At 42.7% G+C, this 26,257-nt stretch carries 16 protein-coding genes, 1 tRNA gene and 1 CRISPR repeat array; of the genes, 16 read left to right on the plus strand and 1 reads right to left on the minus strand.

Going from position 1 to position 26,257, the window contains the following annotated elements; genetic code table 11:
- Positions 1–40: 40 nt before the first annotated feature.
- The 3 genes from ACRRSY_RS04860 (at position 41) to csm6 (ending at position 2,771) form a co-directional block, all read left to right on the plus strand.
- Complete coding sequence (locus ACRRSY_RS04860; protein WP_432454267.1) at positions 41–478, plus strand: TerB family tellurite resistance protein; 438 nt, start codon at positions 41–43, stop codon at positions 476–478.
- Between the two features lie 199 nt (positions 479–677).
- Positions 678–753: transfer RNA gene (locus ACRRSY_RS04865), tRNA-Trp, on the plus strand.
- A gap of 815 nt (positions 754–1,568) precedes the next feature.
- On the plus strand, positions 1,569–2,771 hold the full coding sequence (gene csm6 / locus ACRRSY_RS04870; RefSeq protein ID WP_432464442.1) for a CRISPR-associated ring nuclease Csm6: 1,203 nt from the start codon (positions 1,569–1,571) through the stop codon (positions 2,769–2,771).
- Between the two features lie 113 nt (positions 2,772–2,884).
- Here the strand turns inward: csm6 and ACRRSY_RS04875 are convergent, their stop codons facing one another.
- Entirely contained in the window at positions 2,885–4,972 is a 2,088-nt protein-coding gene (locus ACRRSY_RS04875; RefSeq protein ID WP_432464443.1) for a putative Ig domain-containing protein, read from the minus strand.
- A 283-nt stretch (positions 4,973–5,255) separates the two neighbouring features.
- Here ACRRSY_RS04875 and ACRRSY_RS04880 point away from each other — a divergent pair, with 283 nt between their 5' ends.
- The 13 genes from ACRRSY_RS04880 (at position 5,256) to ACRRSY_RS04940 (ending at position 26,201) form a co-directional block, all read left to right on the plus strand.
- Positions 5,256–6,932: a Cas10/Cmr2 second palm domain-containing protein gene (locus tag ACRRSY_RS04880; RefSeq protein ID WP_432464444.1), complete on the plus strand. Its 1,677-nt coding sequence runs from the start codon at positions 5,256–5,258 to the stop codon at positions 6,930–6,932.
- Positions 6,929–9,043: an RAMP superfamily CRISPR-associated protein gene (locus ACRRSY_RS04885; RefSeq protein ID WP_432464445.1), complete on the plus strand. Its 2,115-nt coding sequence runs from the start codon at positions 6,929–6,931 to the stop codon at positions 9,041–9,043. Before ACRRSY_RS04880 ends, ACRRSY_RS04885 begins: the two co-directional genes overlap by 4 nt.
- The gene (locus ACRRSY_RS04890) at positions 9,040–10,479 is read left to right on the plus strand and encodes an RAMP superfamily CRISPR-associated protein (protein WP_432464446.1); all 1,440 of its coding nucleotides are present in this window, start codon (positions 9,040–9,042) and stop codon (positions 10,477–10,479) included. The genes ACRRSY_RS04885 and ACRRSY_RS04890 overlap by 4 nt, the downstream gene beginning before the upstream one ends.
- Positions 10,472–10,987, plus strand: a complete 516-nt coding sequence (locus tag ACRRSY_RS04895) for a hypothetical protein (protein ID WP_432464447.1) — start codon at positions 10,472–10,474, stop codon at positions 10,985–10,987. Before ACRRSY_RS04890 ends, ACRRSY_RS04895 begins: the two co-directional genes overlap by 8 nt.
- Positions 10,987–13,065: a TIGR03986 family type III CRISPR-associated RAMP protein gene (locus tag ACRRSY_RS04900; protein ID WP_432464448.1), complete on the plus strand. Its 2,079-nt coding sequence runs from the start codon at positions 10,987–10,989 to the stop codon at positions 13,063–13,065. The genes ACRRSY_RS04895 and ACRRSY_RS04900 overlap by 1 nt, the downstream gene beginning before the upstream one ends.
- Before the next feature lie 9 nt (positions 13,066–13,074).
- Entirely contained in the window at positions 13,075–15,186 is a 2,112-nt protein-coding gene (locus ACRRSY_RS04905) for a hypothetical protein (RefSeq protein ID WP_432464449.1), read from the plus strand.
- The gene (gene cas1 / locus ACRRSY_RS04910; protein WP_432464450.1) at positions 15,173–18,046 is read left to right on the plus strand and encodes a CRISPR-associated endonuclease Cas1; all 2,874 of its coding nucleotides are present in this window, start codon (positions 15,173–15,175) and stop codon (positions 18,044–18,046) included. Before ACRRSY_RS04905 ends, cas1 begins: the two co-directional genes overlap by 14 nt.
- Before the next feature lie 9 nt (positions 18,047–18,055).
- Entirely contained in the window at positions 18,056–18,349 is a 294-nt protein-coding gene (gene cas2, locus ACRRSY_RS04915; protein WP_432464451.1) for a CRISPR-associated endonuclease Cas2, read from the plus strand.
- A gap of 230 nt (positions 18,350–18,579) precedes the next feature.
- Positions 18,580–20,050: a CRISPR direct-repeat array (repeat unit 35 nt; unit sequence GTTGCATCAGCACATGCCGTAGAGGCAGTCGAAAC).
- Positions 20,051–20,262: 212 nt separating this feature from the next.
- Entirely contained in the window at positions 20,263–22,095 is a 1,833-nt protein-coding gene (locus ACRRSY_RS04920) for a hypothetical protein (RefSeq protein WP_432464452.1), read from the plus strand.
- The gene (locus ACRRSY_RS04925) at positions 22,083–22,463 is read left to right on the plus strand and encodes an AAA family ATPase (RefSeq protein WP_432464453.1); all 381 of its coding nucleotides are present in this window, start codon (positions 22,083–22,085) and stop codon (positions 22,461–22,463) included. Before ACRRSY_RS04920 ends, ACRRSY_RS04925 begins: the two co-directional genes overlap by 13 nt.
- Positions 22,464–22,538: 75 nt before the next feature.
- Positions 22,539–23,666: a Card1-like endonuclease domain-containing protein gene (locus ACRRSY_RS04930; protein ID WP_432464454.1), complete on the plus strand. Its 1,128-nt coding sequence runs from the start codon at positions 22,539–22,541 to the stop codon at positions 23,664–23,666.
- Positions 23,667–23,683: 17 nt separating this feature from the next.
- Positions 23,684–24,451, plus strand: a complete 768-nt coding sequence (locus tag ACRRSY_RS04935; protein ID WP_432464455.1) for a hypothetical protein — start codon at positions 23,684–23,686, stop codon at positions 24,449–24,451.
- 292 nt (positions 24,452–24,743) lie between these two features.
- Positions 24,744–26,201, plus strand: coding sequence for an FAD-dependent oxidoreductase (locus ACRRSY_RS04940; protein WP_432464456.1), 1,458 nt, complete (start codon positions 24,744–24,746; stop codon positions 26,199–26,201).
- Positions 26,202–26,257: the final 56 nt, after the last annotated feature.

Consider the following 26,257-nt stretch of genomic DNA (forward strand, 5'->3'; position numbering starts at 1 on the left):
ATCCTGCTCAATCCTCCCTTGCTTGTTTTTAGGATATGCGATGCTCAAGGCGCTTAAAGAACTATTTCAGGCCACAACTGGCTCAACAGAACAGCAACATCTTAGTGTCGAACTAGCGGCCGCTACTTTGCTAGTGCAACTGAGTCAGAGTGATAACCAACAAACAAATAGTGAAAACGCGATAATTTTGACCAAGATGAAGCGTTTATTCGAGTTGACCGAGGTTGAGGCGGAGAATTTGTTGTTGCAAGCGCAAACTCAGGCCCAACAAGCGATTTCGGTTTTCGATTTTACTCGCCATGTGAAGCAGCTCGATTACCAATTACGTTATCAATTTACCGAAGCCTTATGGAAGGTTGCTTATGTGGATGGAACCTTAGATCCATTTGAAGAAGCACTGATCCGTCAAATCTCCGACTTGATCTATCTAAGTCATAGTGATTTTTTAAAGGCAAAGATTAGCGCGCAAAACGTTTAGCCTCGTTTGTTGATGCTAATTAATGCTGCTTAAGCAAAGTGCTTCGCAGACCTTATCTTATATTGGCGCAATCAGCTGAATTGATGTGGCTAGAATGTTGATTTTTTAGCTGTATTGCTGGTTCTTTGTTCGCTTAAACAAAGCCGAGAGATAAACGCTTTACCTTTAAACTGGCTTATGTATAATTCGTTTCCGTTGCAGGGGCGTAGTTCCAATGGCAGAACGTCGGATTCCAAATCCGAATGTTGGGAGTTCGAATCTCTCCGCCCCTGCCAATTTCCTTTCTTGTAACATCCATTAATGCTTTTACTTTCTGTTCCCTTCCGCTATATAATATCCAGTAAAACTCCACTCCAAGAGTCGTCCTAGTAAGTCTAGCTCTCCAGCTCGACACTCTCAAAGTATTCATAGAAGACCACGCTATCAAGAAGGATGGTGGGCGACTCATCGTTGAAGATATTCGGCTATACATTAGCTACGAGTTTGGCATTCATTACCAATATAGAATTGAAGCACCATTTTTTAAGTGCGTCGTTGGATGTGGATCATGGCGTAAAGAGCAAATCTCCTCTGGATTAACTCGAGCAAATTATAGTGAACATCAGCCCTAATAATCAAAAGATGAGATCCATTGAAAAACAAATTTATCCGTTGGTTCTTGTAAGAACGATTGTAAAGAAAACAAATGGTGTTCCATCCAAGGATACTGAAGCGGAGTGGTTAAATGGAGTGTATTTTTAGTGCATGACTTCTCTCGTAAGGTACTAACGGATCCCCTCATAAATCCCCCAAACCAGAGTGGTGAGTGAGGCATTGGTATTCCAACATCACCCGCTTAAGCGAATAGAAGCTCGGGGTCAATTAGGCTAATTCAAGTGTTTATGCGGTTACTTAAAAGAGCTATTCGAATTTTTGATAACTACTGAAAAGCTTGAGCATCATGTTGTTTCAGGAGTTACCGCTGCTTTCCCTCGCCCTACAAATAGAAATTCTCCAAACTTAAAGCTGAATGACTTACTTGCAGTTTGTTGCTTAGCTGGATAAAGTCTAAACAACTGGTAAGAGTAGTTACAGAGTCAAAGGGGTAATAGTGAAACAAGAATTAGTTGAGCATAAAGGTAAGCCCAAAGAGGCTACCTTGTTAATTATGGTTGGGCTCAGCCCACAAATTGTCACTGAAACCATTTATGCGCACTATCAACAAAAAAAAATTCAGTTTACTAAAGTTATTATTATAACAACTCCGGCAGGCAAACAAGCGGTAGTTGACCACCTGCTAGATCATCAAGGTGGAAGAGGCAAGCTGAGTCAGTTAGTCACAGACTATTCATTAAAACCTATAGAGCTGTTAGATAAAGATATACTACTGATTGAAGATCAATATGAGCAAGTGATTGACGATGCACAAACAAGTCAGCAGCTTACCAGTGTTGCTGATTATTTGCTGGAGTTGGTGAGAGGTTTAACTGAAGATGAACAGCCAACACTCTGTGTCTCTTTGGCTGGAGGCAGAAAAACCATGACTTTCTATTTAGGTTATGCGGTTTCATTGTTTGCCCGCCAACAAGATAGCCTATGTCATGTATTTGTTGATAGTGAATACGAAAGTAGTGAGTTTTTCTACCCGACACCTTACTCAAATCCCATATTTACTGCAAACGGAAGTATAGATGCAGCAAAAGCATCAGTACGTCTTACCAACGTTCCTTTTATTCGCCAACGAGATGGAATGCCTAAGCTTTTGCTTCAAGGCGAGTCATCTTTTTCTGATTGTATTGAGCTTGCTAACACGATAAACCAACCTGTGATGCTGGAAGTTGATATAGCCAAGCTAACGTTGGTTTGCTCAGGAGTTGATATTTCTTTATCTAAAGCTAATTTTGTATTTTATCTTATGATGCTAGAAGACATGTTAGATATCAATGAAGGCTTTGAATGTCCAGCAAGAGAGAAACCCTGCCAAATACTTGCTATTAGTTATTTACAAGTAATGTTAAAGGTTAATGGTTTGCAAGACAATCAAGGGGATTTGCATAGTTTAATCGCATCGGCGTCGAGAATCGAGGGTTTAAGTTCTGCTCAATTAAATGGCTTAGAAAATGGAATGAAAGCAACTTTTTTCCATGATAGGAAGAACCAAATAAGTTCCTACTTATTTAATTTTTTACCTAAAACGGTAGCAGAGCACTACGATTTTGATATCTTGTCTTGCAGAGAAAAGGATGGTTCAAACAAAAAAGTTTCGAAGTATGGAATCAAACTGCCTCGAGAAAGTGTTAGATTTATTATCTGAATGTTATTAAAAGAGATTTGATATAGGGTGGCTTCTTTTTTATTGCTTGTATTTTGTAGTGCAAATAACTAAAGCCAAGTGTTTGCTTGGCTTTTCATTCGTGCCTTTTTAGCTTATTTAAATATGCTAAAAAGAATGTTGTCGTCATCGTCAATAACAAAGAACTTATTGCTAGTGGTACGATAACTATATTTAGGATTAGCTAAAAATTTAACGATAATGCCTACTTCGCTGGGGTATTGAATGTCTATTGGATTTACACTTAGTTTATTGATATTGAAATCCATAGATGCCTTACCGTTATGTAACACATAAGCACCATGTGCTGCTTTAGTTATTACTAGGTTGCTAACACCGAAATACTTTTCGTGACTTTGGCTAATGGTGGTGAGTTTATTGGTTTTACCATCGATAAACGCGTATACAACAAATGCAGTATCATAGCGTTCATACTGGTCACTGGTACCTTGATAGTGAGACACGATAACCAACCCATCGAGCTCTTCATGGTAAAAGCACTTTGCATCGTTAGCTAATTCTCTTACCGGCATACCATCTACATCTTGTAGAACTATGCTTAGCTGCGTTTCCACAAGCTCGTCATTTATATTTTCACTCACGGTAAAGGTGTTTGATTTATTTGTTGAATCATAGATCGTTTCTCCAACACGGCTATAGGTTTTATTATTATGCACAATGTTTAGACATTGGTAATCACCCACTATATCGATACTATCTACAGCTGCCATTAGGTAAGCATCAGCCAATTCGTCAGTGTCTGAATCGTAGTTAAATTCACGTACATTGAGCTGTGGAACACCTGTATCAGAAAATCCAACAGTGAGAATTTTTGCTTCATAACTATCATCTACAGACTTAACATAGTAGCTGAAATAGTAGTCATCATTTAGCTTAAATGGTGCGGGCAGAGGACGTTCAGTTATACTTGTGGGATTGTTGATATCACCGAAGTACATAGTGATAGAGCTGCCAAGGCTCCCATCAAACTCAATACTATAGCTGGTACGAGTGCCGTCGCTGTCAAAACGTACAAAGTCTAAAAAACCGTCGTTACTGTCTGCAAAGTAGATGGAATCAGCATGAGTAAATACCCAGCTATGCTCCGGAGTTGTTCCTATTACCTTAAAACCAGTAAAAGAAGGTACCTCCGGTTCAGCTTGTACTTCGTCGGTAACAACTAAATTAAAGCTTAATGCCTCAGAGCGGCTATAAGAGTCACTGGCATAAATGCTTATAGTATAGCTGCCTGCGGTTTGGGGGGTACCTAGTAAGTAGTCGTTTTCGATACTTAAACCGGCGATAGCGGGGCTATAGCTGTAGCTTAGTGTATCCCCATCGGCATCGTCAAAATAAGCACTTAAGTTGACGCTACTTATCTCATCACCTAAGTATTCAAGTTGCTGATCAGCAATGCTACCTTGTGTTGTAGGGGCGTGGTTATATGAAAAGCTAAACTGGCCGTCGTTTAATTCAATAATAGGAGATAAATTAGCTAATTCGCTGGCGTCAAAAGCACTAATAAATGTTGATAATTGCTCTGTAAATAGGCGTAAAGTAGCCACGTTGTCGTTGTTAGTTGCGTAGCGGTCGGTAAGCATTTCACCAATTAACAATACCTGCTGGGCTAACAAGTCGGACTGTAGTAGGTAATTGCTGGTAATCATTGAGTGTATATCTTGTCCAGAGGCCTCGCTACTTAAACTGGTTAACAATGAAGCAATCTCTAGTTTAGCGGTTACGCTATCTTCTCCCTCAATAATGAGTTGCTGAATTAAATGGGTGTAAGGGTTTACTATCTTATAACCAGCAGGGGTCGAGAGTTGATAACTTTGAGTCACTAATCCACGGTCTAGGTCGGTGGTTTCATTGGCTATGGCCGTCACTAATAATGGGCTAGTGTCGTCGTAGTTATCATTGGGGATCTTAGCTAAGCCTTGGTCATTAGTGCGTAAACTATATTCGTTGCTGTCACACTGCATATTACTATTGCTATCTATACAAAGTAGTGCATTAGATAGTAAGCCATCAAATACCGTAATGTTGGTAGTCGCTGGTACTTGGTTGCTACCTTCACTACCTCCTCCGCAGGCTGTTAGTGTTAGGCTAATTACTAATAGGCTAAGGGATCCTAACTTACTGTTAATGTTTTTATAGTCTTTACCTTTTGTATTCCATTTCATTGAAGAGTCCTTCATGTGATTTGTAGGTTTCTATTAGGTGCTAAATAATAACCTGGCTATTTAGTGATGGAATGGCTTACAAGTTTGTCTTCAAGTTTTAAATATTTATTGTTGTGTTATTTCTTAAAAAATCTATTGTATTGTTTGTGATCAATATTTACGTATTGATTTGTGGGATAGGAAGCTGCATATTAATAGGGTTTAATCTTACGCAAGTTTTCGCTGTGGGTTGCATGAAACAGGATATTGAGTCGTGTTTTTATTTTAAATAAGGATTGTTATCATGTATGTTGTTAAGCTTGAATTTAAGCGAATACAAACATTTTTGTTTTCGTCATTTCGTTTTAAACATATGGTGGGAGCAAATGCATTACTTGGTAATGTATTGAGGGCAGAGCTTGTTACTCTGGTTAATAACCAAAATGATAGTTTTTATCAACCCATATCCCCTCCTTCACTGAATAAACTCGACGAGGACCCTCTCGATAAGGCCACAGCCGAATTCTATGCTGATAAACCTGATGAATTATGGAAAATAGGCGTGTTAAGCCGAGATGGCGGGCACTTTTATGCCGTTTTCTCTGGTCAAAAATTGGCAGAACAGTTTCTGTTTGACGCTGAGCAGTTAATTCAACAGAAATTACCTGGTGTACAGGTTAGTTTTACCTTAAGTACTATCGAACAGCTTGATAGCGGCAAGGATGAACACCTAAAGCAAGGTGATTTTTCAGCAGATGAGTTTCCCAATTTACCTATTTTTCAACCTTGTCAGTTTAGTGAGCAAGGCATTGCCGAAGCTCAGTTAAAGCATCTAGACAAAGGTAAACAATTTCAATCTAATGCTAGCTCACTTAAAAGCAGCTTTATATGGGAGCAATTTAAAGATTCCAAGGGGAAGCTTGTATCTAAAGAACCCACTGAACAATCCGCAGATGTTGCCAGCATACTCATGCGGCAATGGACTGGCAATGAACCGCAGCGCCAAGCTAAAGATTTAGACGAACTTGTCGGCAAAGACTATCTCGCGTTAATTGTCGCCGACGGTAACAGCATGGGCAATCGCTTTTCTACTTGGTTAAAAGATCAAAATGCTAATACATGGCTAGATAAACAAGCTAAGGCAGAAGAGTTCTTTTACTCTGCACGCAAAGCTATGCGCACTGCTACCCATGAGGCCGTCAAAAATCAATTTGATTGGGATTTAAACAGTAATGCTAAGGCAACCTTACCATTTCAACTGTTAATGCTGGGGGGAGACGATCTTCTATTTGCCTGTCGTGCCAAAGATGCGCTGCCATTCATAACAAAGCTTGATTACGAACTAAGTCAGATAAAACTGGATGATGGGAAGCCTATGCAGCTTGGCGTGGGTGTGGTAATTGCCTCACATAACCTGCCGTTTTACCGACTGCACCATGTAGCAGAAGAATTAGCGAGTAGCGCTAAGGTGCTAGCAAGAGCCTATGAAGATAGCACGCCATGTTCAGTGCTCGATTGGCAGGTGGTGACTCAAAGCTGGGCGGGCGACCCAATAGAAGAGCGGCAAAAAAATGCCATTGTAAAATACCAAGCCGAAAAGCCAGAAACACTCTACCTCACTCAAAAGCCCTATACCTTAAGTCGTTTTAACACTCTATTAGGTCACAGCGAAGGCTTAGTAAAAGAAATAAAAAGATCAGCAAACAATAAAGCCGATGCCGAACAAAAAGGTCAAGTGGCGCGCAGCCAACTGCGTTACTTGCAGCAAGAGCTTGGCAAAGGCCGCTTGCATGCCGAACGAATTTGGCAAGGTTTACCTACAACATTAAGAAATCATCTAAAAAATGAATGCGAAATAACTCAACTATGGCAGCAACTCGAAGAAGAACACTACATAAGCGGCATCAGTGATTTAGTCGAGTTATTCGAAATTAGTAATTTGTCGCGAGCCGATGAAGCGGTAAAGGAGAGCGCTAAATGATCACCACACTGCACTTAAACTTAACTCTGCTCGACGATATGCATACTGGTAATGGCTTAGGGCATCAGCTTATCGATAGCCTGCAAGCCAAAGATGCGAAGGGAAACCCCGTTATATCTCGGCAACACATTAAAGGTCTATTTAAAGAAGCTGCCGATAAATACAATCTATGTATTAATGAGAACAGCTCAGACAAAGCCATATTTGACAAGCTACTTAACAGTAAGTTGGGGGAACAAGAAGGCACAAATCTTGTATTTGGCAGTTTTTATTACAATGACCTAAGCAATACTGAAACCGATGAGCCCTATATTGTTTGGAGCAGTTCAGCCCGTGGGAAAAATGGCGATGACCTAAACCGAGCGCCAAAAGATGACACCTTAAGAGCAGTAGAGTACGTAAAAGCCGGAAGTACATTTACTGCTAAAGTAACTCTTTTTAGCCCCGATCATCTTCATCAAGAATATCTAGACAAAATAAAACTAATTTTTAAGCGCATTGACCGAATCGGAGCCAGCCGAAATCGAGGGGCTGGAGGTTTACTTCTCAAAGCCACCGAGAGTGAGTCTAAAAATCAAGCTAATAAGAACGCCCCTCTAAATATTGCTGCGCAAGGTTCATGTTACTTGCGGTTTAACTTTACTAACCTCGAGCCGTTGCGTTTGCCGGCCAGCCAGGTTCCTGGCAATGTGATAAAAACCGACAACTATGTGAGCAGTGGTAAGCTAAGAGGGGCTTTAGCCAATTTAGCCCGCTTGTGTCAGCGAGAGGACATATTTAAAGCGCTAATTGAACATCAAGGCATCGACTACCAAGTTGGTTTAACTAATGCCTATCCCGGGCCAGACAAAACCCGTTCACTGCCTTGGCCACACAGTGTGCAACTAAGTAAAGCTTGTGCTCTAGCAAACAGCAAACTGCCTTGGTGGGCACAGGGCTCAAGCAAGCAGCTAAAAGACACCCTAAACGCCAAAGCAACTGAGCCAAATGAAGCAGTACCTAGCTTTAAGCGTAATAAATCCCCAAGCTACCTTTACTTTAAAGATGCTTCCGATGCCAATACCTGTTTTGTGCATAAGCAAAGTAAGGGCATTCACATGCGTAATGCGGTGCGTACCCAGTATGAGCAAAAGCTTGACGACGATTCCGCATTATTTAGTGAAGAAGTGTTAGTAGAAAATAGCCACTTTAATGCCAGCCTTAGTTTTAATTGCCCCGAACTGGCCAATAAGGTAGCCAACTGGTTTAGCCAGCTAAAGCAGCAAAATACCCCCTTTTTACTGGGGCGAGGCATGGCCCCCTGCGAGATCACTGAAACACAAGTTTGTGAAGGCAAAGAGCCAGTCTATCGCTTACTCGAACCCCAAGCCAACAGCATAACCCTTGTGCTAGCCAGTGAGTGGCTGATTTATAACCAACAAAATCTGCAAACAGAACAAGAGCTCTCAATAGAATTAGTACTTCAAGTGTTTGGCTTAGAAGACCAATTTAAATCTGAAAGTTTTGCTGGTAAATGGGAGAGTCGCTCAGAAACCTGTACGTTGTCGGGTTTTAATTTTGCCACCGGCCTACCTAAAAAGGCGCTTACGGTATTGGCTCCTGGCAGTGTTATTAGAGTTGAGCATCCTGAACTGGTGAGCGCACTCATAGCCTGTTCAAAAGAAGTGCATGCAGTAGGCGAGCGAACTCAACAAGGTTTGGGGCGATATTGGTTGTACCAAGGCGGACTTAAGCCACAATTAAAAACTAAGAATAGTCAAAGTAAATCAGAAAATATTCGAGAGCAGCATCATGCAATTGTAAACCGCTTACTTACAGAGAATATTAGCGGTTCTAAAAGCCAATGGCTAAACCTAGGCTCAGCCCTTAAGCGATTAGAGCGACAACAAACGCCTAAGGTTACAAAGCAAGATATCAACGAGTTGTTAGCCAAGTACGAAAGCCAATCTTCCGCGGGCTTAAAGGCGTTTATGGAAGGCAATCGAACATTACTAAAGCAATGGAAAAAAGAACTCAGCAACATATCAACATTAACCGATGCCTTTTCTCTTTCTAACCTTTTGGTTGATTTGGCTGCCGAACGGGTAAAAGCTAACAAGGAAGCAAAATGACTCAAGATAAAGCTTACCGAATAATTTACAGCGGGATCTTAAAGCAAGTTTCCGACATGAGTACCGGCGGCACCGACATTAGCAGCTCAGTAGATATGCCATGTGCTAGAGATGGCCAAGGACGGTTTATCATTCGCGGCACAACCCTTGCGGGTATTATGGTGGCCACCGCTAAGGCCTTAGGTTACAAAGTGCCTAAAAGTATCAGCAATGATGACTTTGGCGATAAAAGTAAACAGCCATCCAATTGGAAACCCTTTAATAGTTACATTGTGGGTAGTCAAAATGGGCAAGTTGAGCAGCCGCAAACCTTGCTTCGCCAATACGTAAAAATAGACGATGCAACAGGGGCAGCCGAAAACAGCGCACTGTTCGACATGGAAGTTATCCCAAGAGGGACAAGCTGGCAGTTTATGCTAGAGCTTGATACCCAGTTCGCCGATAGTAATAGTGAGGCCGAGAACTTAGCCAATGCAGTGTTATTGCATTGGCAACAACATGGCCTGTTTATTGGTCGCAGGGCCGTCGCCGGAACAGGTTGGTTCAAGCTCGAAAAACTACATGCGCTGCGTTTACGTACTAAAGATGTATGCCTCTGGCCTGATAATAGCGACATCCCTGCGAATGTTTTTAAGCAGTTATATAAAGACGCAAGCAAACATTATATTCCTAAAATAAGCCAAAGCGGCCGCCCCTCGCCAAGCCTGCATCGAGTGAGTTACCAAGTCACCTTAAGTGCTGGGCCAAATAAAGATTTAGAAACCGGAGAAGAGTGGGGACTAGATGGCTTTTTTATTGGTGGCCATGGTGCCGAGCAACCACTTTCACTTGAGGAGCCTCGATTGGGCGCTGCCGAGGCTAAATGGCAAGATTTCTTCCAAGTACCCCCTGGCTATACTCTCGACCCTCAAGATACCCCTGACAACTTTTTTGTATACAACGAACAAGGCCAGCCCTTTATTCCTGGCAGCAGCATTCGTGGTGTATTACGCCACCAGATCCAACGAAACCTTAATAGTGAGTATCGCGAACCAAGCGAGAACAGCGAGATACAAAAACAGCTCGAAGCGCTATTTGGCTCTACCGAACAAAGCAGCGGCCTGTATATAGGCGACGCCCAGTTAAGTAGCGATAAAGCCAGTGGCATTGTCATGCATAACCATGCCGAAGACGAATTTACCGCCGGTGTATTCGAGAGTGCAAAATTTGTTCGCTGTAGCGTGGTAGAGGGTGAGTTTACTTGCCACATTCACCTTGAGAATCAAAGCAAAGCTAAATTGATGGAACAGCAAGCATTGTTAGAGGGGGCGTTTGCTTACGCCAAACAAGGTTTTCTTCCTATAGGTGGAAAACAATGGGTAGATAGTGGGTGGTTACGTTTGCAGGTAGAGCAAACAGTGAGCCTTCAGGATGAACAAGGGGTTGGGCATGACTAATCAGTTAACGCAGTGTGAAACAACTGATGTACAGCTAGAAGGAGCAATAAGTAAACAGCTTCAACTGCTATGCAGCTCAGGTGTAAGTGGATTTACTGAAGCTTTAAATAAACTAGAAAAAAGCTGGTTGTTATGGGTAGAGCCTATTGCTAAGCCCAATTCAAGTAAATGTCCTGCTATGTTTGACAACAAGACTAAGGGGCAATTGCTCGAAAAGTTAAACCAAGATTGGCAGTTTAGTGAAGCTTACTGGTTTAGCGAGAACAAAACGCTGCATCTACTACAAACTGGCAAAGGATTGCTCATGAAACAAGTCGTCGCTGATGTCGTTTCTAGCAAAGTTAGTAAAACACCTTACTTATGGCAAAAAAGCCTTAGGTTTGATCATTTAATCAAACTAAAAGAACAATCACCAACCAGCCTATGGTTCAGTAATAGTGCTTTGCAGTTTGTTGAGTGCGTAAACCAACGCGCAGAAATCGAGTTTGTATTGAAGGAACACAAATAATGAGTAAAACCATAAAACCTCCTTATCATTTTGTTCCTGTTTTATCGCCTTTACTCAACGCGAATATTAGTCGTAGTCCACGCATTGATCACAGTAAGCCAGGTAATGATAGTTTATCTGGCCAGCTCTATTGTGAAATAGAGACCCTAACGCCAGCTATTTTTGGTGCTTTCCAAGCCGAAGTAAGTGAACCGTTATCTTCAATAATTAATAAAAAGTTTGGTCGAAGTGCCCCTCCAGGGAAAAAGGTAATAAGTCCTCAAACAGTAGAGTTACATCACAAGAAACTTACGCTTATTCAGGGCTCATCGATAAAAGGGATGGTGGCATCTAATTTAGCTGCGATTGGTTTGACGCCCATGGCTAGAGTTCAAGAGCGTACGTTTTCTTATCGACCAAATTTAAAGCCAGCTAAGTCAAATAGTGATACTCGTTGCCAAGTTTATGCGGCTGTCGTAGAAGAAAATACTTTAAATCAACCAGAAGGGAGGCTCAAAGTAAGAGTCCTTACGGATCTGTTAGATACTAGAAACAACATAAAATCCTCTAGACAACCTGGTATGGAAGAGTTTTCTCACTATAGCAATACCGATAAAAACGGTTACTTTGCTCGACTGTTTTCAAGTAAATCTTATTCTACAAATAACTCATCTAAAGCTTATGTGCTTAATCGATACTGTGAGAATTACAAAGAATTAGTTATTAAACCTGAAATTATTCAACAGTTTAATGCAACCACAGAGCACTTGTGCGATAAAGAGAACGGGCATTTAAGTAGTGCTAATCCAAACATTAGCAAAGCTGTATTTGAAAAAGCAGGGCTAGATATAGAGAAAGACTTAGACAAAGTTGTTCAATCAATACAATCCGCTCGAGACTTAAGTCATTGGCAGCCTGGCTTTCTGTTTTATGTTGATATAAACATAGAAGAAGCTTGGACAATACTGTCGTTCGGAAATAACTATTACTACCATTGGCTTTACTTAAGCAGTACTACGAACTTGCATCAGTTTTCTGAAAAAGGCTGCAATTTCGTAAGGAGAAAGCAGTTAAAGCCCCTCGAGTTTGAGTTAGACGCTAAGCCAACTGAGCTTAACCTTTCGAGGGCAATATTCGGTTTTAGTGGTGATAATGATGAAGATGATAAGCAAGCAGGAAAAGTAAGTTTTAATCATGCAATAGAGCAATTAGATAATAGTGCTACCGTAGCCGAGCAAGATCATTGGTTTGCTCTTGATATAAGTGGCCAACCCAAACCCAGCGCTTACGAATTCTATATCACTCAATCTTATAAGCGGCCTATTTATAGTTATGGTACATTGCAGTTTTCAGAAGAGGTAAGAGATAAAGCATATACCTTGGCAGGTCGAAAATTCTATTGGCATCAAGACGGCTTTAATAAGCTTTGGCAAAGTAAAAAAGAAAAATCGAATCAATCATTCGGTGAGCAAAATGCTTTATTAAGTCGTGGAGTAACGCCTAAAGGTAAGCGTTATCGTTTTAATGTAAAGTTTCGTGCTATGACAGAGTTTGAACTAGGTGGTCTGTTATTAGCTCTTTCTCCTCAGCTCATTCATGATGCTGTTCCATATATAGAAAATCCACGCATTAAGAAGTTAATAATCAATACACATCATCATTTGGCCTTGAAGTTGGGAAATGCACGTCCTCAAGGCTTTGGTAGTATTAAGCTCACAATTTGCAAAGCCAATACTATCGCCAAAGTGGCAAAACCAGATACTAAGCGAGAGCAAGGTTTAGTTTTTAATGAGGTGAATTTCTCGCAACTTGTCGGAAAATATATTAATGAAATTGTACAGAGGGTAGAGGAGAAGGACAACGAAAGAGGGGATCTGATAAAGCAGCTCGAACGAGTATATCGTCATTGGCTTAAATTACACGAATACCTACCTGACCAACTGGCAGAATATCCGCAATTAGATGGAAAAACTTTTAAATTTCACCAAAAAGTGAGGCAAAGTCATTGTGAGGCGCGCAGAGCGCCGGCGCCAGAGTCAAAGTTACAGCCAGCGCCTGAAAATATAGCGCTCGATAGCGCTAAATTACCACCTTTATAGTGAGGGTTTATGGCGAAGCTAAGTAACCAAAAAACACTGCTCATAGTTACCGTTGGCACTTCAGATCTGAAAGTGGTTTATGGTGGTGAAGGAAATGAACAGTTGCTAAAAATTGGCCCCTCTTTTCAGCGACAGTTTTACGATTTTCTGCTGGATGACCGTGCTATTGGTAAAGCATTCCAGCTGTTAAGCTGTGACGATGTGCAGCAGTTCCCCTCATTGTTAAAAGCTATAGATAATGCCAACCTTAACGAGCGAAATGTTCAGTCTTTAAGCTTTAATGGTAATGCATTAAGCAACCGTGACAAGATTATCTGGAGCAAAGCAGAGGAGGACGCACTACCTTTAGTTGCAGCCAAATTAGTTCCTTTTGTTCATATGCTACAGCAGCAAGCAATTCGTATAGACGGAGCGCTGATACTAAATACTGACAGGGGGGAAGCCAGCTCTTTTAGTAAGTCAGAGCCTTACGGCGCAGGAGCAGTTGTTGCACAATGGTTCGCCCAAGAGCTAGGGTTAGAATATGGTGGGCAGTGGCAGCATTTAAGTTCACAGCCCATATGTGGCTACAGTCGTTTTTACAACTATATTAATGATGAAATTAACGACTACAAAGGTCATGGTCTAGATAACCCCGTTTCCCGTTTGGCGATGCAGCGGGTAGACGATGCTCTAGGGCAACTTGCCAAAGAGTTTGGAACTGATGCCCAACTAATGTATTTATCCAGTGGCGGATTTCCAGAATTTAAACCGCAAATACAAGCAGCTGCAAGCCTCTACTTTAAGCAAGTAAGCACCTTAGTTGAGCCTGGGCAGGGATCTGCTCAAGCCAATCTTTCAGCCAGCCAGGCTAGTTGGTTTGATCATAGTGAAGTTGCTCCCGCCGAATCTTACCGCGCTCGGCGTCAAGTAATCGACTTAATTGAACACGGTAACTTTGAAGGCGCAGCCACTACTGCGCGCTTGCTTTACCCAAATGAAACCAGCAAGGCTAATCCTAAATGTTGGCCTATTTCTAGCCAAAGCTTTGCCATCGATCAGCAATGGGTAACAGCGGTGTGCACCTTAGCTGGCTGGTTACAAGGTAAACTGCCACTCCAAGATGTAATGGCCATTTTTAAGGGGGTGTTGCCTTATCAAAACCAGCCTAACAGTATGCCACGTAGTGTATGGATGGCCTTTAAAGTAGAGGCCGCACTGCAACAAGAAAACGTGCAAGATGCGGTGCGTTACACCTGTGATCTATTAGATATTGCCAAATATGATTTACTGGCAAAAGTGACTATTGGTAATGATTTTAATTATTACCATCAACAAGGAGAGTGGCCATCATCGAATAACTTCGAAAGGGTCAATAAAGTCTTTGAAAAGCTGCTTAAACAGCATGTTACAAAACAGCCTTCGGTTAAAAGCCCTACCGTGTATGAAAACTGGGGGCGCCTAGTTGAGGAGCCAACGCTAAAGGCCTTCAGTATTGAAGATTTTATGAGTGCATCAACAAAATCTCGCCGGTTTATCCTTAACGATAGACTTACCTATACCCCTAACAATAATTGGCTTAAACAGTATTTTTTAACTGAGTTAAAGCAATTCCAAGAAGAAGCAAAAACACTAAAACTTAGTGATGGCTTGGATAAATGTCTAAATGGTTACAAAGAGAATCGAAATGTATTCTTAGATGTATTATGTTTCACAGATAAAGATGACTACAAAGCAGCCTTAATTCATCCTGTAAACCGCTATGAAGCAGCTTTAAAACACAAGCTTGAAGCAAGCAATAGTAAAGCGCGAGATTATCGTAACGCCATCACTCACGGTTATTTACCCGACAGCATGGCGCATCAAGTATATGCGCATTTTAGAGCTCCTATTATTGGCCTATGGGAAAATAAAGGTGAAGCGCAAGGGCAGCTACAGTTTCTAAATCAATCATTAGTAAAAGACCTATTTAGTGTGTTTGCTAAGGAGCCAACACAGCAACCCGCATATTTATATAACGCCTTAATTGGCGAGCTTAAATCGCTGCTAACTAGTAGCCCTATTTCCTTAACTCAAGCAAACATAAAAGCCGATGTTAAGGCCTTGGGCAGCAACGCGGAGGAAGGCCTTGCAACAAACTGATGCTATAAACCCGTATACCCCTGGTAGCGAAGCAGAGCCTAGTTTTAGTGCTTTACTGCCTATTCGTATCTATCAAGTAAATTGGCGATTTACTTGTGATACAAGCCTGCCGTTTTTTCACCAAGCGGTGGTAACCAGTTTTATTCGCACCATGCTAAAAAGCAGCCATCAAGCCTTTTTCTCATTAGCTATTCATACTCCAGAGTCGGGTAGGCAGCATTATCAAACGGGTGATGCTTACAGTTTTTACCTTTGCCAGTTTGGTGAAGATTTAAACCTAATAGAACAACTATTTGAACGCTTAGATAATTTGCCATATTCCGCCCAGCAAGCGGGTTGTAGTGGGCATATTGGTACTAATGTAGAGCTTCGCTCGATAAAAGATGGTTTGAGCGGCGGCTTGTTGGCCGAACCCAGTGCAGCTGCGGTTATCGATCAAGATTCGATAGATCAGCAAATAGGCTTATGGCAAGAGTATGCTCCTAGCCAATTAAGCTTGCAGTTTGTTAGCCCGCTGCGGCTAAAGCCGCGTAATAGCCAACCACAACTAAAGAAAAAAAACCGCGGCGCCCCATTGTGCCAATGCGAAGCAGATCTTAGTGCCGAGTTAGTGTTTGAGCGTATTTTTGATGCGCTGGCTTCGCTGCAACAACAGCTTAAGCCCCAACTAGAACGCGCCCGAAGGCCAGCGCCGCCTGCGGCTGAGTGGTTAGATAGTGATTTGTTTTGGGTAGACGCCTACTATGGCCGAGTTGAAGGGAGTAGCCAAGATAAGCCTGCTCGTTTAAAGCCCATTAATGGTTTGCTCGGCAGTATTGATCTTAATTTACCAGCCTTAACACAAGCTCAGTGGCAATGGTTAGTGATGGGGCAATATATTGGCATTGGTGAAAATCGACGCTTTGGTTGCGGCCGTTATCGCCTGCTCACCCAAGATGGTCAAAGCATTGGTCCGCAGCTAGAACGCGCTACCAGCTTATTAAATGAAGCATTAAATATACAAGATATTGAAAGTGCATTTCACTACGAACTAGAGAAACTGAGCGGTCAGCCCAAAGCCTATGCTGCCAGAGCCGACATTCACCTCCTGTATCAGCAATTACAGCAAGGCCATTATTGGCCAGAGCCTTTATACCCAAGTTTATTGCAAGAGCCGGGCAAAAAAGAGCGCTTGCTGCTTATTCCTAGTTTTACCGATAAGGTAGTCTTAAAAACCTTAAGTCGCTGGTTTAGCCAAAGCCTAGACTGTTTATACAGCGAGCGCAGCTATGGCTATAGGCGTGGTTTTTCTCGCCTAGCAGCTAAAGACAAAATATTAGCCCTAGTTCGCCAAGGTTATGCCTACGCACTAGATGCCGACATTTGTAGTTTTTTCCCCTCGGTAGAGCTAGAACGAATTCAAAATCGCTTAGCTTGCCTGTATGGAAACGACCCGCTTTGGCCACTAATAGACCGCTACTTGCACGCCAATATTCAACGTGAAGCATTGCCCGAACACTATCAAGACCATCAAAGCAGTGGTTTGCATCTGGGCAGTTCACTAAGCCCAGTGCTCGCCAATTTAATGTTAGATCACCTCGACTCGGTATTAATTAAGCTAGATTACCAATTAGTGCGCTACGCTGACGACTTTATCATACTGTGCAAAAAGAAGAATCAAGCAGAGCAGGCCAAAGAGCTAGTGCAAAGCTTGCTGGCCGAACATGATCTAGAGCTTAATGAGCAAAAAACGCGAGTGCGCCGCTTTGCCAGTGGCGTACACTTTTTAGGTTACTTGTTTATTAATGATATGGTGATAGAGAGCAAGCAAAACACCTACTCAGATGCCTTGCCTAACAAGCCGATTTTAGCACCAGAGAATAGCAATAAAAGCCAACTATTTTTTAGTGCTACCGCCAAGCAAACCCTTTGCATAAGCGGTGACCCTTGCCTGCTTAATTTACAGCACTCGCGCATAAGGGTAGAGCGCGAGGGCGAAGCCATTGCAGAGCTGCCCCTGCACCATTTAGAGTGTATTGTACTGCTGGGGCATCATCAAATTACTACTCAAGCCTTAACTAAGGCAATGCAGCTGCAAGTGCCAGTTCACTTTGCTAGCCATTTTGGTAAATACCAAGGCTGTGCCGCCTTACTTAGCCACAACCCAGCCTTGCACTTAAAGCAAGCAGCCCATTTTAGCGAAGAGAAAAACCAAATGGCCTTTTCTCAAAGTTTAGTCGAAGCCAAAATTCGCAGCTTAAAAGAGCTACTAAGGCAGCGTAAAACCCAGTGCGAGAGTTTAAATGGTGGTTTAAAAATGTTGCCCAAAATACACAGCTTAGAGCAGTGTTTAGGGGTAGAGGGGCAAGCGGCAAAAGGCTATTGGCATAGTTTTTCAAGCCTTATCGATAAACAATGGCAATTTACCCATAGACAAAAACGCTACCCCAAAGATCCCATAAACAGTTTGTTATCTTTTGGCTATAGTTTGCTATACAGCCACACCGATAGCTTACTGCGTAGCGCAGGTTTGTGCCCCACGATTGGTGGTTATCATCATTCTCGAGGTACTCATTCGGCACTAGCTTCAGATTTAATGGAGCCTTTTAGATATCTAGTGGATCGCAGTGTATTAAGTGTGATTAACCGCGGGCAAATTAAGCTTGAACACTTTACCGATTACCAAGGCCAATCGTGGCTCAATAAAGAGACCAAACAGTTTTGGTGTAAATATCTTATAGAGCAGTTACAAACGCCTCAGTTTGCCAATGATAAAGGCGATCAGGTATCGGCCTTAGATTTACTCGCGCAACAAAACTACAACTTAATTGCGTGGATAAACCAAGAACAAAGCCATTTTAGCCCGTGGTTAGCCAGGTAAGGTATAACCATGAAGCTTACCTATCTAGTGTGTTTTGACATAGAAGATAATCGAACCCGCCGTAGGTTAGGTAACGAATTATTAGTATATGGGCAGCGGGTACAGCGTTCGGTATTTGAAGTGGCCTTTAGTGGCGAAGTGCAACTAAAACAATTAAAAACGCAACTGCAAAAAATTTTAGCAGACAGTGAAGGTGAAGAAGACGACCTGCGCTTTTACTATATTAATGCTACCACCTTGGCACGCTCGGCCACTATTACCGGCCAAGCGGTAGGGGTATTTCCTTCGGCCACGGTGTTGTAGTTAAACCTAAGTAAAAAAATGGCCTAATTAGGCAAGTTATGTAAAATCAAGCACTTACTCGTAAATGCTGAGAATGTTTCACCAGCTCTTTAAAAACAAGAACTTAAGTGCATAAAGCCTTATGCTTTTAGCTATATCGTGCTAGTATAGAGCTTGTTGATGCAGTGCGTGAAAAGGTTCACCATTGTGCTGCTTGCAGAGCGCGCCCGTTAAGGGCTAAAACAAACGCTGTTGCATTAGCACATGCCGTAGAGGCAGTCGAAACTGATTTTATCATCTTTTATGAGGTGTCCCAATCCGTTGCATTAGCACATGCCGTAGAGGCAGTCGAAACTTTCCTCCTTTGTCAGCGACCATCAGCAGATGGTTGCATTAGCACATGCCGTAGAGGCAGTCGAAACTTAACAGGATTGTCGTTTACACGCATGGTTACGCGTTGCATTAGCACATGCCGTAGAGGCAGTCGAAACAACCTTTGTCCGTAAACTAATTAAAGTATAAAGAGTTGCATTAGCACATGCCGTAGAGGCAGTCGAAACGTATTTTTTGATACCTTTAGAGCGTACTCTATAGTTGCATTAGCACATGCCGTAGAGGCAGTCGAAACTTAAGCAGATGATCATTCCAATTTATTTCTTCTGTTGCATTAGCACATGCCGTAGAGGCAGTCGAAACTTCGTCATGATAACTACCCCATTGAAGTGGAGAGTTGCATTAGCACATGCCGTAGAGGCAGTCGAAACTACATTGGCTTCACTTATGGTTACTGCCTGGACTGTTGCATCAGCACATGCCGTAGAGGCAGTCGAAACTGAAGTAACGAGACATTTTTCTGAGGATTGAATGGTTGCATCAGCACATGCCGTAGAGGCAGTCGAAACTTATAGCTCATTTCCTTGAGTACATCTTCAAAGTGTTGCATCAGCACATGCCGTAGAGGCAGTCGAAACTTAGAGTAACTATCATTGGGATAAGATATAAAAGTTGCATCAGCACATGCCGTAGAGGCAGTCGAAACTAGATAGTGACCCTGATAAATCACTTGCCAAGCGTTGCATCAGCACATGCCGTAGAGGCAGTCGAAACAGTTCTATATGTCCAATAGTGCCGCTGATTTCAGGTTGCATCAGCACATGCCGTAGAGGCAGTCGAAACCGAGAAAAAGATAAGGCAAAGCCTTCAGCTGTATGTTGCATCAGCACATGCCGTAGAGGCAGTCGAAACATTAAGCAGCATAGCCAAAGGCTTCTGCCATCTGTTGCATCAGCACATGCCGTAGAGGCAGTCGAAACGCTCATTTTTGAAATTTCATCTTCTGGTATTTCGTTGCATCAGCACATGCCGTAGAGGCAGTCGAAACCAATTTCAGAGTCAGTTAGTAATCCATCACTATCGTTGCATCAGCACATGCCGTAGAGGCAGTCGAAACTTAGTCTCTTTTTCGAAGCTGCTTATAGCAGCGTTGCATCAGCACATGCCGTAGAGGCAGTCGAAACTTAATTAGATTAGAGCTTTTATACACCATTGCGTTGCATCAGCACATGCCGTAAAGGCAGTCGAAACAAACAACTTAAAGCAATAGATCTGTTTAATTCATGTTGCATCAGCACATGCCGTAGAGGCAGTCGAAACTACTTCTCCATCACATGAAGGTTTCGTCGGCCATGTTGCATCAGCACATGCCGTAAAGGCAGTCGAAACTTTCTTCTACCGTAGTGCCAATATCTTCATAAGAGTTGCATCAGCACATGCCGTAAGGTAGCTGAAGCATGATGATTAAGGCTTTTTCCCTAAACGAAGATAGATAAGCCACTAAACTAATATTGCAGTGGGGAGTTGTTGTTTTACATCATTGACTTAGGCCTAATGCTTTAGTCATTATTGGTTTACTTATTCGCGAGAGGATGACAGGGATGTCGGTAAATACCGCTAGGCTCAATAATGGTCACTACCCAGAGCCAGTTAATTTTACAGAGCAAAGCACAGTAATGATTGTGGCCTTTGAGCACCAGCTTAATGCTAAGGGTTTACGCTATGGTAAACACTTACAGGCCTACGTGGCTGAGCTGTTTTCACGCCACTGGCGAGTTCATCCTTATATGGCCATGTTAAGCGATGAGCATAGCGACCCTAAAGAGTTAAGCGATTTTAATGGGAAGCCTAGGTGTTTTTTCCCTAAGGCTATTATGACTCCACAAAGTCACCAAATTATGTTTGGTGAAACGCCCTTCGAAGGCGATTTTTACAGCGAAGCTGATACGGCTAAGTTTATCTCGGAACGGGTAGCAACCGATGTTGGGTCTGCGCAAATGGCAGAGTCTTTGCTGTTTTCTTTAGATTCTTCGCAATGGATACAGCAAACCTTAACACTAAAGGTTAAGCAGCATAATAAAGCGCCTCTTCTACTGCCGTTTAAAATAGACTGGATAGATATACTGCTATTTGGCGACGGTGTTGGCCAGCTAGTGTTTAAGGTGAGCAGCCTGGTTAAGCCCGCGTCAATAAGCTCGGTGAGCCTATTAAATCGTACCTTACGAGATTTTAATGATGGCGATATTCAAGTTGAGGCTGAGGGCGCTAAAGCCATTAGCTTTTGGGACACCTTTATTCTAGAGCAATGCTTGGGGTTTGTTAAAGCGCCTAAGGCTAAGCTGGGTTACTACTCACCATTATTGGCTGTCGTCACGCCCAGCCTAGATGCTGAGAAGGTATTTGATTGTTTTCAGCGTTATTGCAAATTGTTTGTAGTGGCGTATACCCAACACTTGGATAAAAATCACGAGTTAGCTTGGAGTGCACCAATCAGTGATCCTAAGGTAAATTATCACGAAAATAGCCAAGTGTTATTAAATACTGGGCAATGGGATCAAGGCTTAGCGGCATCACAACGGGCCATTATTGCTGGCTATGCCACTTGGCGTGATTTAATTCCTTTTGAGCTAGCTTGTGTGTCTAACGAAGCGGCAAGTGTGGGCGGTGATGGACCTGGTTGGCAGTATTCGGCGGAATACATACGCGCCCAAGTTGAAGATAACTTTATAGAAGTATGGGAGCATTGGGCGGGCTTGGTTCTAAGAGATAGTGCCGTGTTTGTGGCTTACCACGATAGCATGCCAATTAGGTATAGTGCTGAGCAACTGTACCTGCCTTTGTACCTATTGTCTTATCGTAATCGCTTTAGGTTGGACTGTTTGTCGCGCACGATTATTGACCACGATATGGCGAATGTATTTTACAGTAAGCAAAATATGGAACAGTTTCAGCGCTTTAGAAATCACTACTGGTTTAGGGAGGTGACCACCGATTTTTTAGGTGCCGAGGTTTTTAACAAATTCAACCAAGCCTTTAAACTGCAGCAGCAGTATGAAGTAGTGTCTAGCGAGGTAGCTGAACTCGGTGACTACTTAGAAGCCAAGTGGCAACGCAGAACCAAATTTATGTTTGCTGCAATTTTGTTTTTCTTTAGCCCTATTATGAGCTTAAACGAGAAGTGGTTAATGCCGCCAGAAGAGGGGATTGATTTACCTTGGGTGGCTATGGTGCTTACCATACTGTTGCTATTGTATGTTGTGAGCCGCTATTTTTATCAGTGGATTGGTAAATATTCATTGTGGTTTACCAAGTTGCAGCATCAATGTGCTGGAGTTACGAGGAAGTGGCTCTTGCCCCGTTTAAAAGGCTTATTATTGGCTGGTGGTGTGTTGATCGCTGGTTTATACACAGGATTAAAGTTATGGCCATTTTAACTTTAATTAGAGGTTTACCCGGTAGCGGTAAAAGTACCTTAGCAAAAAAACTAGTTGCAAAGCATTACGAGGCCGATCAGTTCTTTATTAATTCTCTAGGTGAATACCACTTTGACCCAAGTAAACTTAAGGCTGCACATCGCTGGTGTGAGCTACAGGCAGAGCGTTGCTTGTTTCATGGTGAGGATGTGGTTGTGGCTAATACTTTTGTAAAGCGTTGGGAAATAGAGCCTTATGTCTTACTTGCAAAAACTTATGATGCAGAGTTAGTGGTAAAAGAATGCCAGGGTAAGTTTCCTAATATTCACGGGGTGCCGCAAAGTAGTATTGAGCGCATGGCCAAAGAGTGGGAAAACTGGCCATGTTAGTGTGCCATAAGGTACACCACTATTGGGTTTACGAACTAGAATTGGCAGTTTAAATAATAAGGATGTTAACAATTGATGTTAGAGCAAGCCGATACTCATATCGCTTTATTAGACAACGACCCTATCTCTGTGGTTACGCCATTTTTAAACCCCAAAGTGAAAGCCCAGCGATTGATATTGTTGGCTATTCAGCCTCTCAATTTTAAACTAAAACACTTGGTTGATTTATTAAGGCCAAAGGGCATAGCAGTCCACTGCATCGAGCTGCTTAAACTACAGCAACCCTTGTTGGAGTGTTTGTCCGAGTACGTAACACAAAACATGGTGTTAAATGTTACTCAAGGCAATATTGACCTCCAAACGCGTTTAATTGAATGGGGCAAACAGCAGCACGCTGCGATTGTTTGGCTAGATAAAAAGAATGACTACTTGCGGTATATTTATCCCGCGGAGCAAGCCGATTTAGAGGTGCCTGATAAAATCAAGATCCCTGATTTTATGGCTTTATTGGGTATTACTGTTAAATCTAGTAAAACAAGCTTGCAAACGGTACAGGCTTATATTCCTATTGCTCGAGATTGGGCGGCAAAAAATGAGTGTTTAATTAAGGGGATAGGTCAGCTTAATTATCATGCTATGAAGTCAAACGCAGCGTTTATCGCTCACCGAGAACTAAGTTACCAAGAGAAAAACAACCCTCAGCTGCAACAAATGTTGGCACAAATGAGCGAACGGGGCTTGTTGCAGCTCAAAGAAAATCGTATTCATTTTCGCTCTGCGCAGGCTAAAGAATTTTGTAATGGTTTTTGGTTGGAGTATTTTTGTTTTGACCAAATGCATCAGCTTCGCCGCAAGGGGTTGGAGCTACAAGATATCGCCATGAGCGTAGAGGTTGAATATGGCGATCCTCAATCCCCTCTTCGCAATGAACTCGATGTTGTTGCGCTAATTAATAATCGTTTGTATATCGTAGAGTGTAAAACCAGTAATTCTGATTCAAAAGAAGGTCAACGGATTATTTTTCGCTTGGATATGTTGCGCGATAGCTTTGGTGAAACAACGCAAGCTTTTTGGGTCAATAGTCTGCCAGTGGCCAGCGTACTTAAAAAGCGGGCAAAACATAGCGGTGTGTATATTGTTGAGGCCGAAGACGTGAGTGACTTTGCAGATTTGATCGCCAGAACCGCAAAGCGATTTGCTTAATGTTAAAGGAAAGCTGTATGTCAAAAATTAGTCTACTTATTGCTGTGTTGTTTTTGTCTGCTCCTCCGGCTATTGCGTATAACAGCGGTAGTTATAGCAAGTTTGCTTATGCGTCATGGGGGAAGTATCAAGTACGGCAGATTTCACAGTTTGTAAAAGCGATTGAAGACGGTCAGTTACAGAGTATTGCTTACAATAGGCAGTTTTCGAGCGTTATGAAACGAGTAATCCCTGAGGTGAAAGACTTAGGACCTTATTATGAAAATAGCCTGTTTGGTAAAGATTTTAACCTCGCATTATCTCGTTTAGTGTTGGAATTTGGCTGCTTAGAGTATCGCTATCGTCATTCTATGCCACATGCTAGAGAGTGTGGCGCTTATGTAGAGGATGAGCGACTCAAAGAGCACTTCCCATTTTCTGGCGGATATTTTCATAAAAATATCTTAGCCGTTTACCAGAATAGTAAATCGAGTAACAATAATGTGGCTTACTCGCTTTATTTAAAAGAAGGGCAACGATTCCCAGCCGGTAGCATATGGTATCCAGTGCATCAACTCGGTCCTTTTTTTGGACGTGCGACATCGTCTAAGCAATTAGTGCTTACGGTTTCAGTTGTCTTTGAAAAGTTAGATGTCTCAGGTGCACCAGAAAAGTATTTGTTTGAAAAAGCCAGGGTATTTTGGTTAATACTTCCAGAAGCGAAAGATATTGCTGCTCAGGCTAACGAGTTAGCTGCTGGGCGTTATGCAGCAAAACATGCGCAAGTACTCATCGCCGAGTTTTGAGTATAGCGATGGAGTAACTTTTTGTTTAAGGCCATTTGGAAGTAAGCCTTGTACTGCTTAATATTTATTTTGTTATTATTTATTGGTTGTTGATGGTTTTAGTGTGGAAGCCTACGCCCCTGCCAATATTTTAAAGGCCAGCTGATAAGCTGGCTTTTTTCATTTCTGAATTTTTCTTCTAGTTTTCTTCATATTACGATCGATCTATCTGTCAGTTGCGTATTTCATTGCACTATTGAGGCGGTTAGAATGATGAGCCTAGTGAATATTTTCAGCAGTGGATGACAGTGTAGTGACAAATACTCCCCCAGTGAGGACAGATTCAGACTTTTCTCCGCAGATTGCCATCGTGGGTGGCGGTATTGCCGGTTCCGCAGTTGCTTTAAAACTTGCCGAGCTGGGCGCGAAGGTTAGTTTATTTGAACAAGGTCCAAGTTTGGTGAACGGCCCGCCAGCCTGCCATTTGCATGCGGGAGGGAACCTATATCGAGAAATATCCGATGCACAGTGCCTTAAGCTGTTAGAGCAGTCGATTAATACCTTGCGGGTCTTTCCGCATGCGGTCAATCTTCGTCCTACGGTGATTAGCGTCCCCATGAATGATCCCGGTGAACCTGAAGCGCTGCTGCCTCGGTTGCGAAAGTTGCAGGCGCACTATGCAGATTTAATTCAACAAGATCCGCAAAATCAAAAACTTGGTGCCGCAGAAGATTACTATCGTTTATATAGTCGAGAACAACTGGAAGCGCTGGCTAAACGTGAGCCGCTACAGCAACCTCGTAGCATGGATGATTGGATGATCCCGGTGGCTAAATACTTGGATTTATCGGCTTTCAAATACCCTTTTGTGCAGGTGCAAGAATATGGCTTAAGTTTGTTGCGGGTTGCCGCTACGGTGGCCTTGGCGACGCAGCGTTTAGCCGATTGTTCAGTGCTTACCTCAACCAAGGTGCAGCATATCGAACTGTTGCAAGGCGGTTCACCGCGTTGGCGCGTTGATTATCAAGATCAGCAGGGTCGCCAAACTATCGAAGTAGACTATCTGATTAACGCCTGTGGTTATCGTAGCGGCGAGTTGGATGATATGGCTAAGTTAAGCCGCAGTCGTATGGTCGAGTTTAAAGCCGCTTACTTAGCCAATTGGCCGAGTCAAAATGGCCGTTGGCCTGAGTTGATCGTGCATGGTGAGCGCGGCACCCCTAATGGTATGGCGCAATTAACCCCTTATCCCGATGGCTTATTTCAACTGCACGGGATGACCGATACCATTACCTTGTTTAAAGGCGGTTTGGTTAAATCTAGCGAGCATAGCGCTCAGCCCGAGTTGAGTCCTTTACTGACTCGTAAGCTCACTCAAGGCTGGCAAAGCGAAGAGGTTGAGCTGCGCACCGCAGAGGCAGTAAAACATATGTCCCGTTACCTACCTAGTTTTAAAGATGCTGCTGTGGCGGGTCGGCCACTGTTTGGGGCGCAGCAAATTCCGGGGAGTGATCCAAGCCTACGTGCAGCCAGTGTATCTTTTGACAAGACACATTACGCACGAACCGAAATTGTTAAGTTTTCTTCTGCCTTAAGTGCCGCGGAGCAAATCATTAAGAATATTTGTGAGTTAGGTTTACTCAATGCCGAAGCCTCCAATGCGGCGATGAATGAATTACAAAGCACTCAAGGTATCGCCTATCAGCAGGTGCTGGAATTGGCTGAGCAATTGGCTGGGCAACGTCATTACCCGCTATCGTTAGCGCGTTAACATCATCTATTGTTTGCTTACTCGCACTGCGAGTCTATTTATTAAGGCCCTAACAT

This window comes from Agarivorans sp. QJM3NY_33, assembly GCF_050870865.2.
Taxonomy (GTDB): domain Bacteria; phylum Pseudomonadota; class Gammaproteobacteria; order Enterobacterales; family Celerinatantimonadaceae; genus Agarivorans.

Excerpts from the sequence above, each read along its gene's own strand:
- ACRRSY_RS04860 (WP_432454267.1), top strand. The coding sequence starts at position 41 with ATGCTCAAGGCGCTTAAAGAACTATTTCAGGCCACAACTGGCTCAACA.
- ACRRSY_RS04875 (WP_432464443.1), bottom strand. The coding sequence starts at position 4,972 with ATGAAATGGAATACAAAAGGTAAAGACTATAAAAACATTAACAGTAAG.
- ACRRSY_RS04880 (WP_432464444.1), top strand. The coding sequence starts at position 5,256 with ATGTATGTTGTTAAGCTTGAATTTAAGCGAATACAAACATTTTTGTTT.
- ACRRSY_RS04885 (WP_432464445.1), top strand. The coding sequence starts at position 6,929 with ATGATCACCACACTGCACTTAAACTTAACTCTGCTCGACGATATGCAT.
- ACRRSY_RS04890 (WP_432464446.1), top strand. The coding sequence starts at position 9,040 with ATGACTCAAGATAAAGCTTACCGAATAATTTACAGCGGGATCTTAAAG.
- ACRRSY_RS04895 (WP_432464447.1), top strand. The coding sequence starts at position 10,472 with ATGACTAATCAGTTAACGCAGTGTGAAACAACTGATGTACAGCTAGAA.
- ACRRSY_RS04900 (WP_432464448.1), top strand. The coding sequence starts at position 10,987 with ATGAGTAAAACCATAAAACCTCCTTATCATTTTGTTCCTGTTTTATCG.
- ACRRSY_RS04905 (WP_432464449.1), top strand. The coding sequence starts at position 13,075 with ATGGCGAAGCTAAGTAACCAAAAAACACTGCTCATAGTTACCGTTGGC.
- cas2 (WP_432464451.1), top strand. The coding sequence starts at position 18,056 with ATGAAGCTTACCTATCTAGTGTGTTTTGACATAGAAGATAATCGAACC.
- ACRRSY_RS04920 (WP_432464452.1), top strand. The coding sequence starts at position 20,263 with ATGTCGGTAAATACCGCTAGGCTCAATAATGGTCACTACCCAGAGCCA.
- ACRRSY_RS04925 (WP_432464453.1), top strand. The coding sequence starts at position 22,083 with ATGGCCATTTTAACTTTAATTAGAGGTTTACCCGGTAGCGGTAAAAGT.
- ACRRSY_RS04930 (WP_432464454.1), top strand. The coding sequence starts at position 22,539 with ATGTTAGAGCAAGCCGATACTCATATCGCTTTATTAGACAACGACCCT.
- ACRRSY_RS04935 (WP_432464455.1), top strand. The coding sequence starts at position 23,684 with ATGTCAAAAATTAGTCTACTTATTGCTGTGTTGTTTTTGTCTGCTCCT.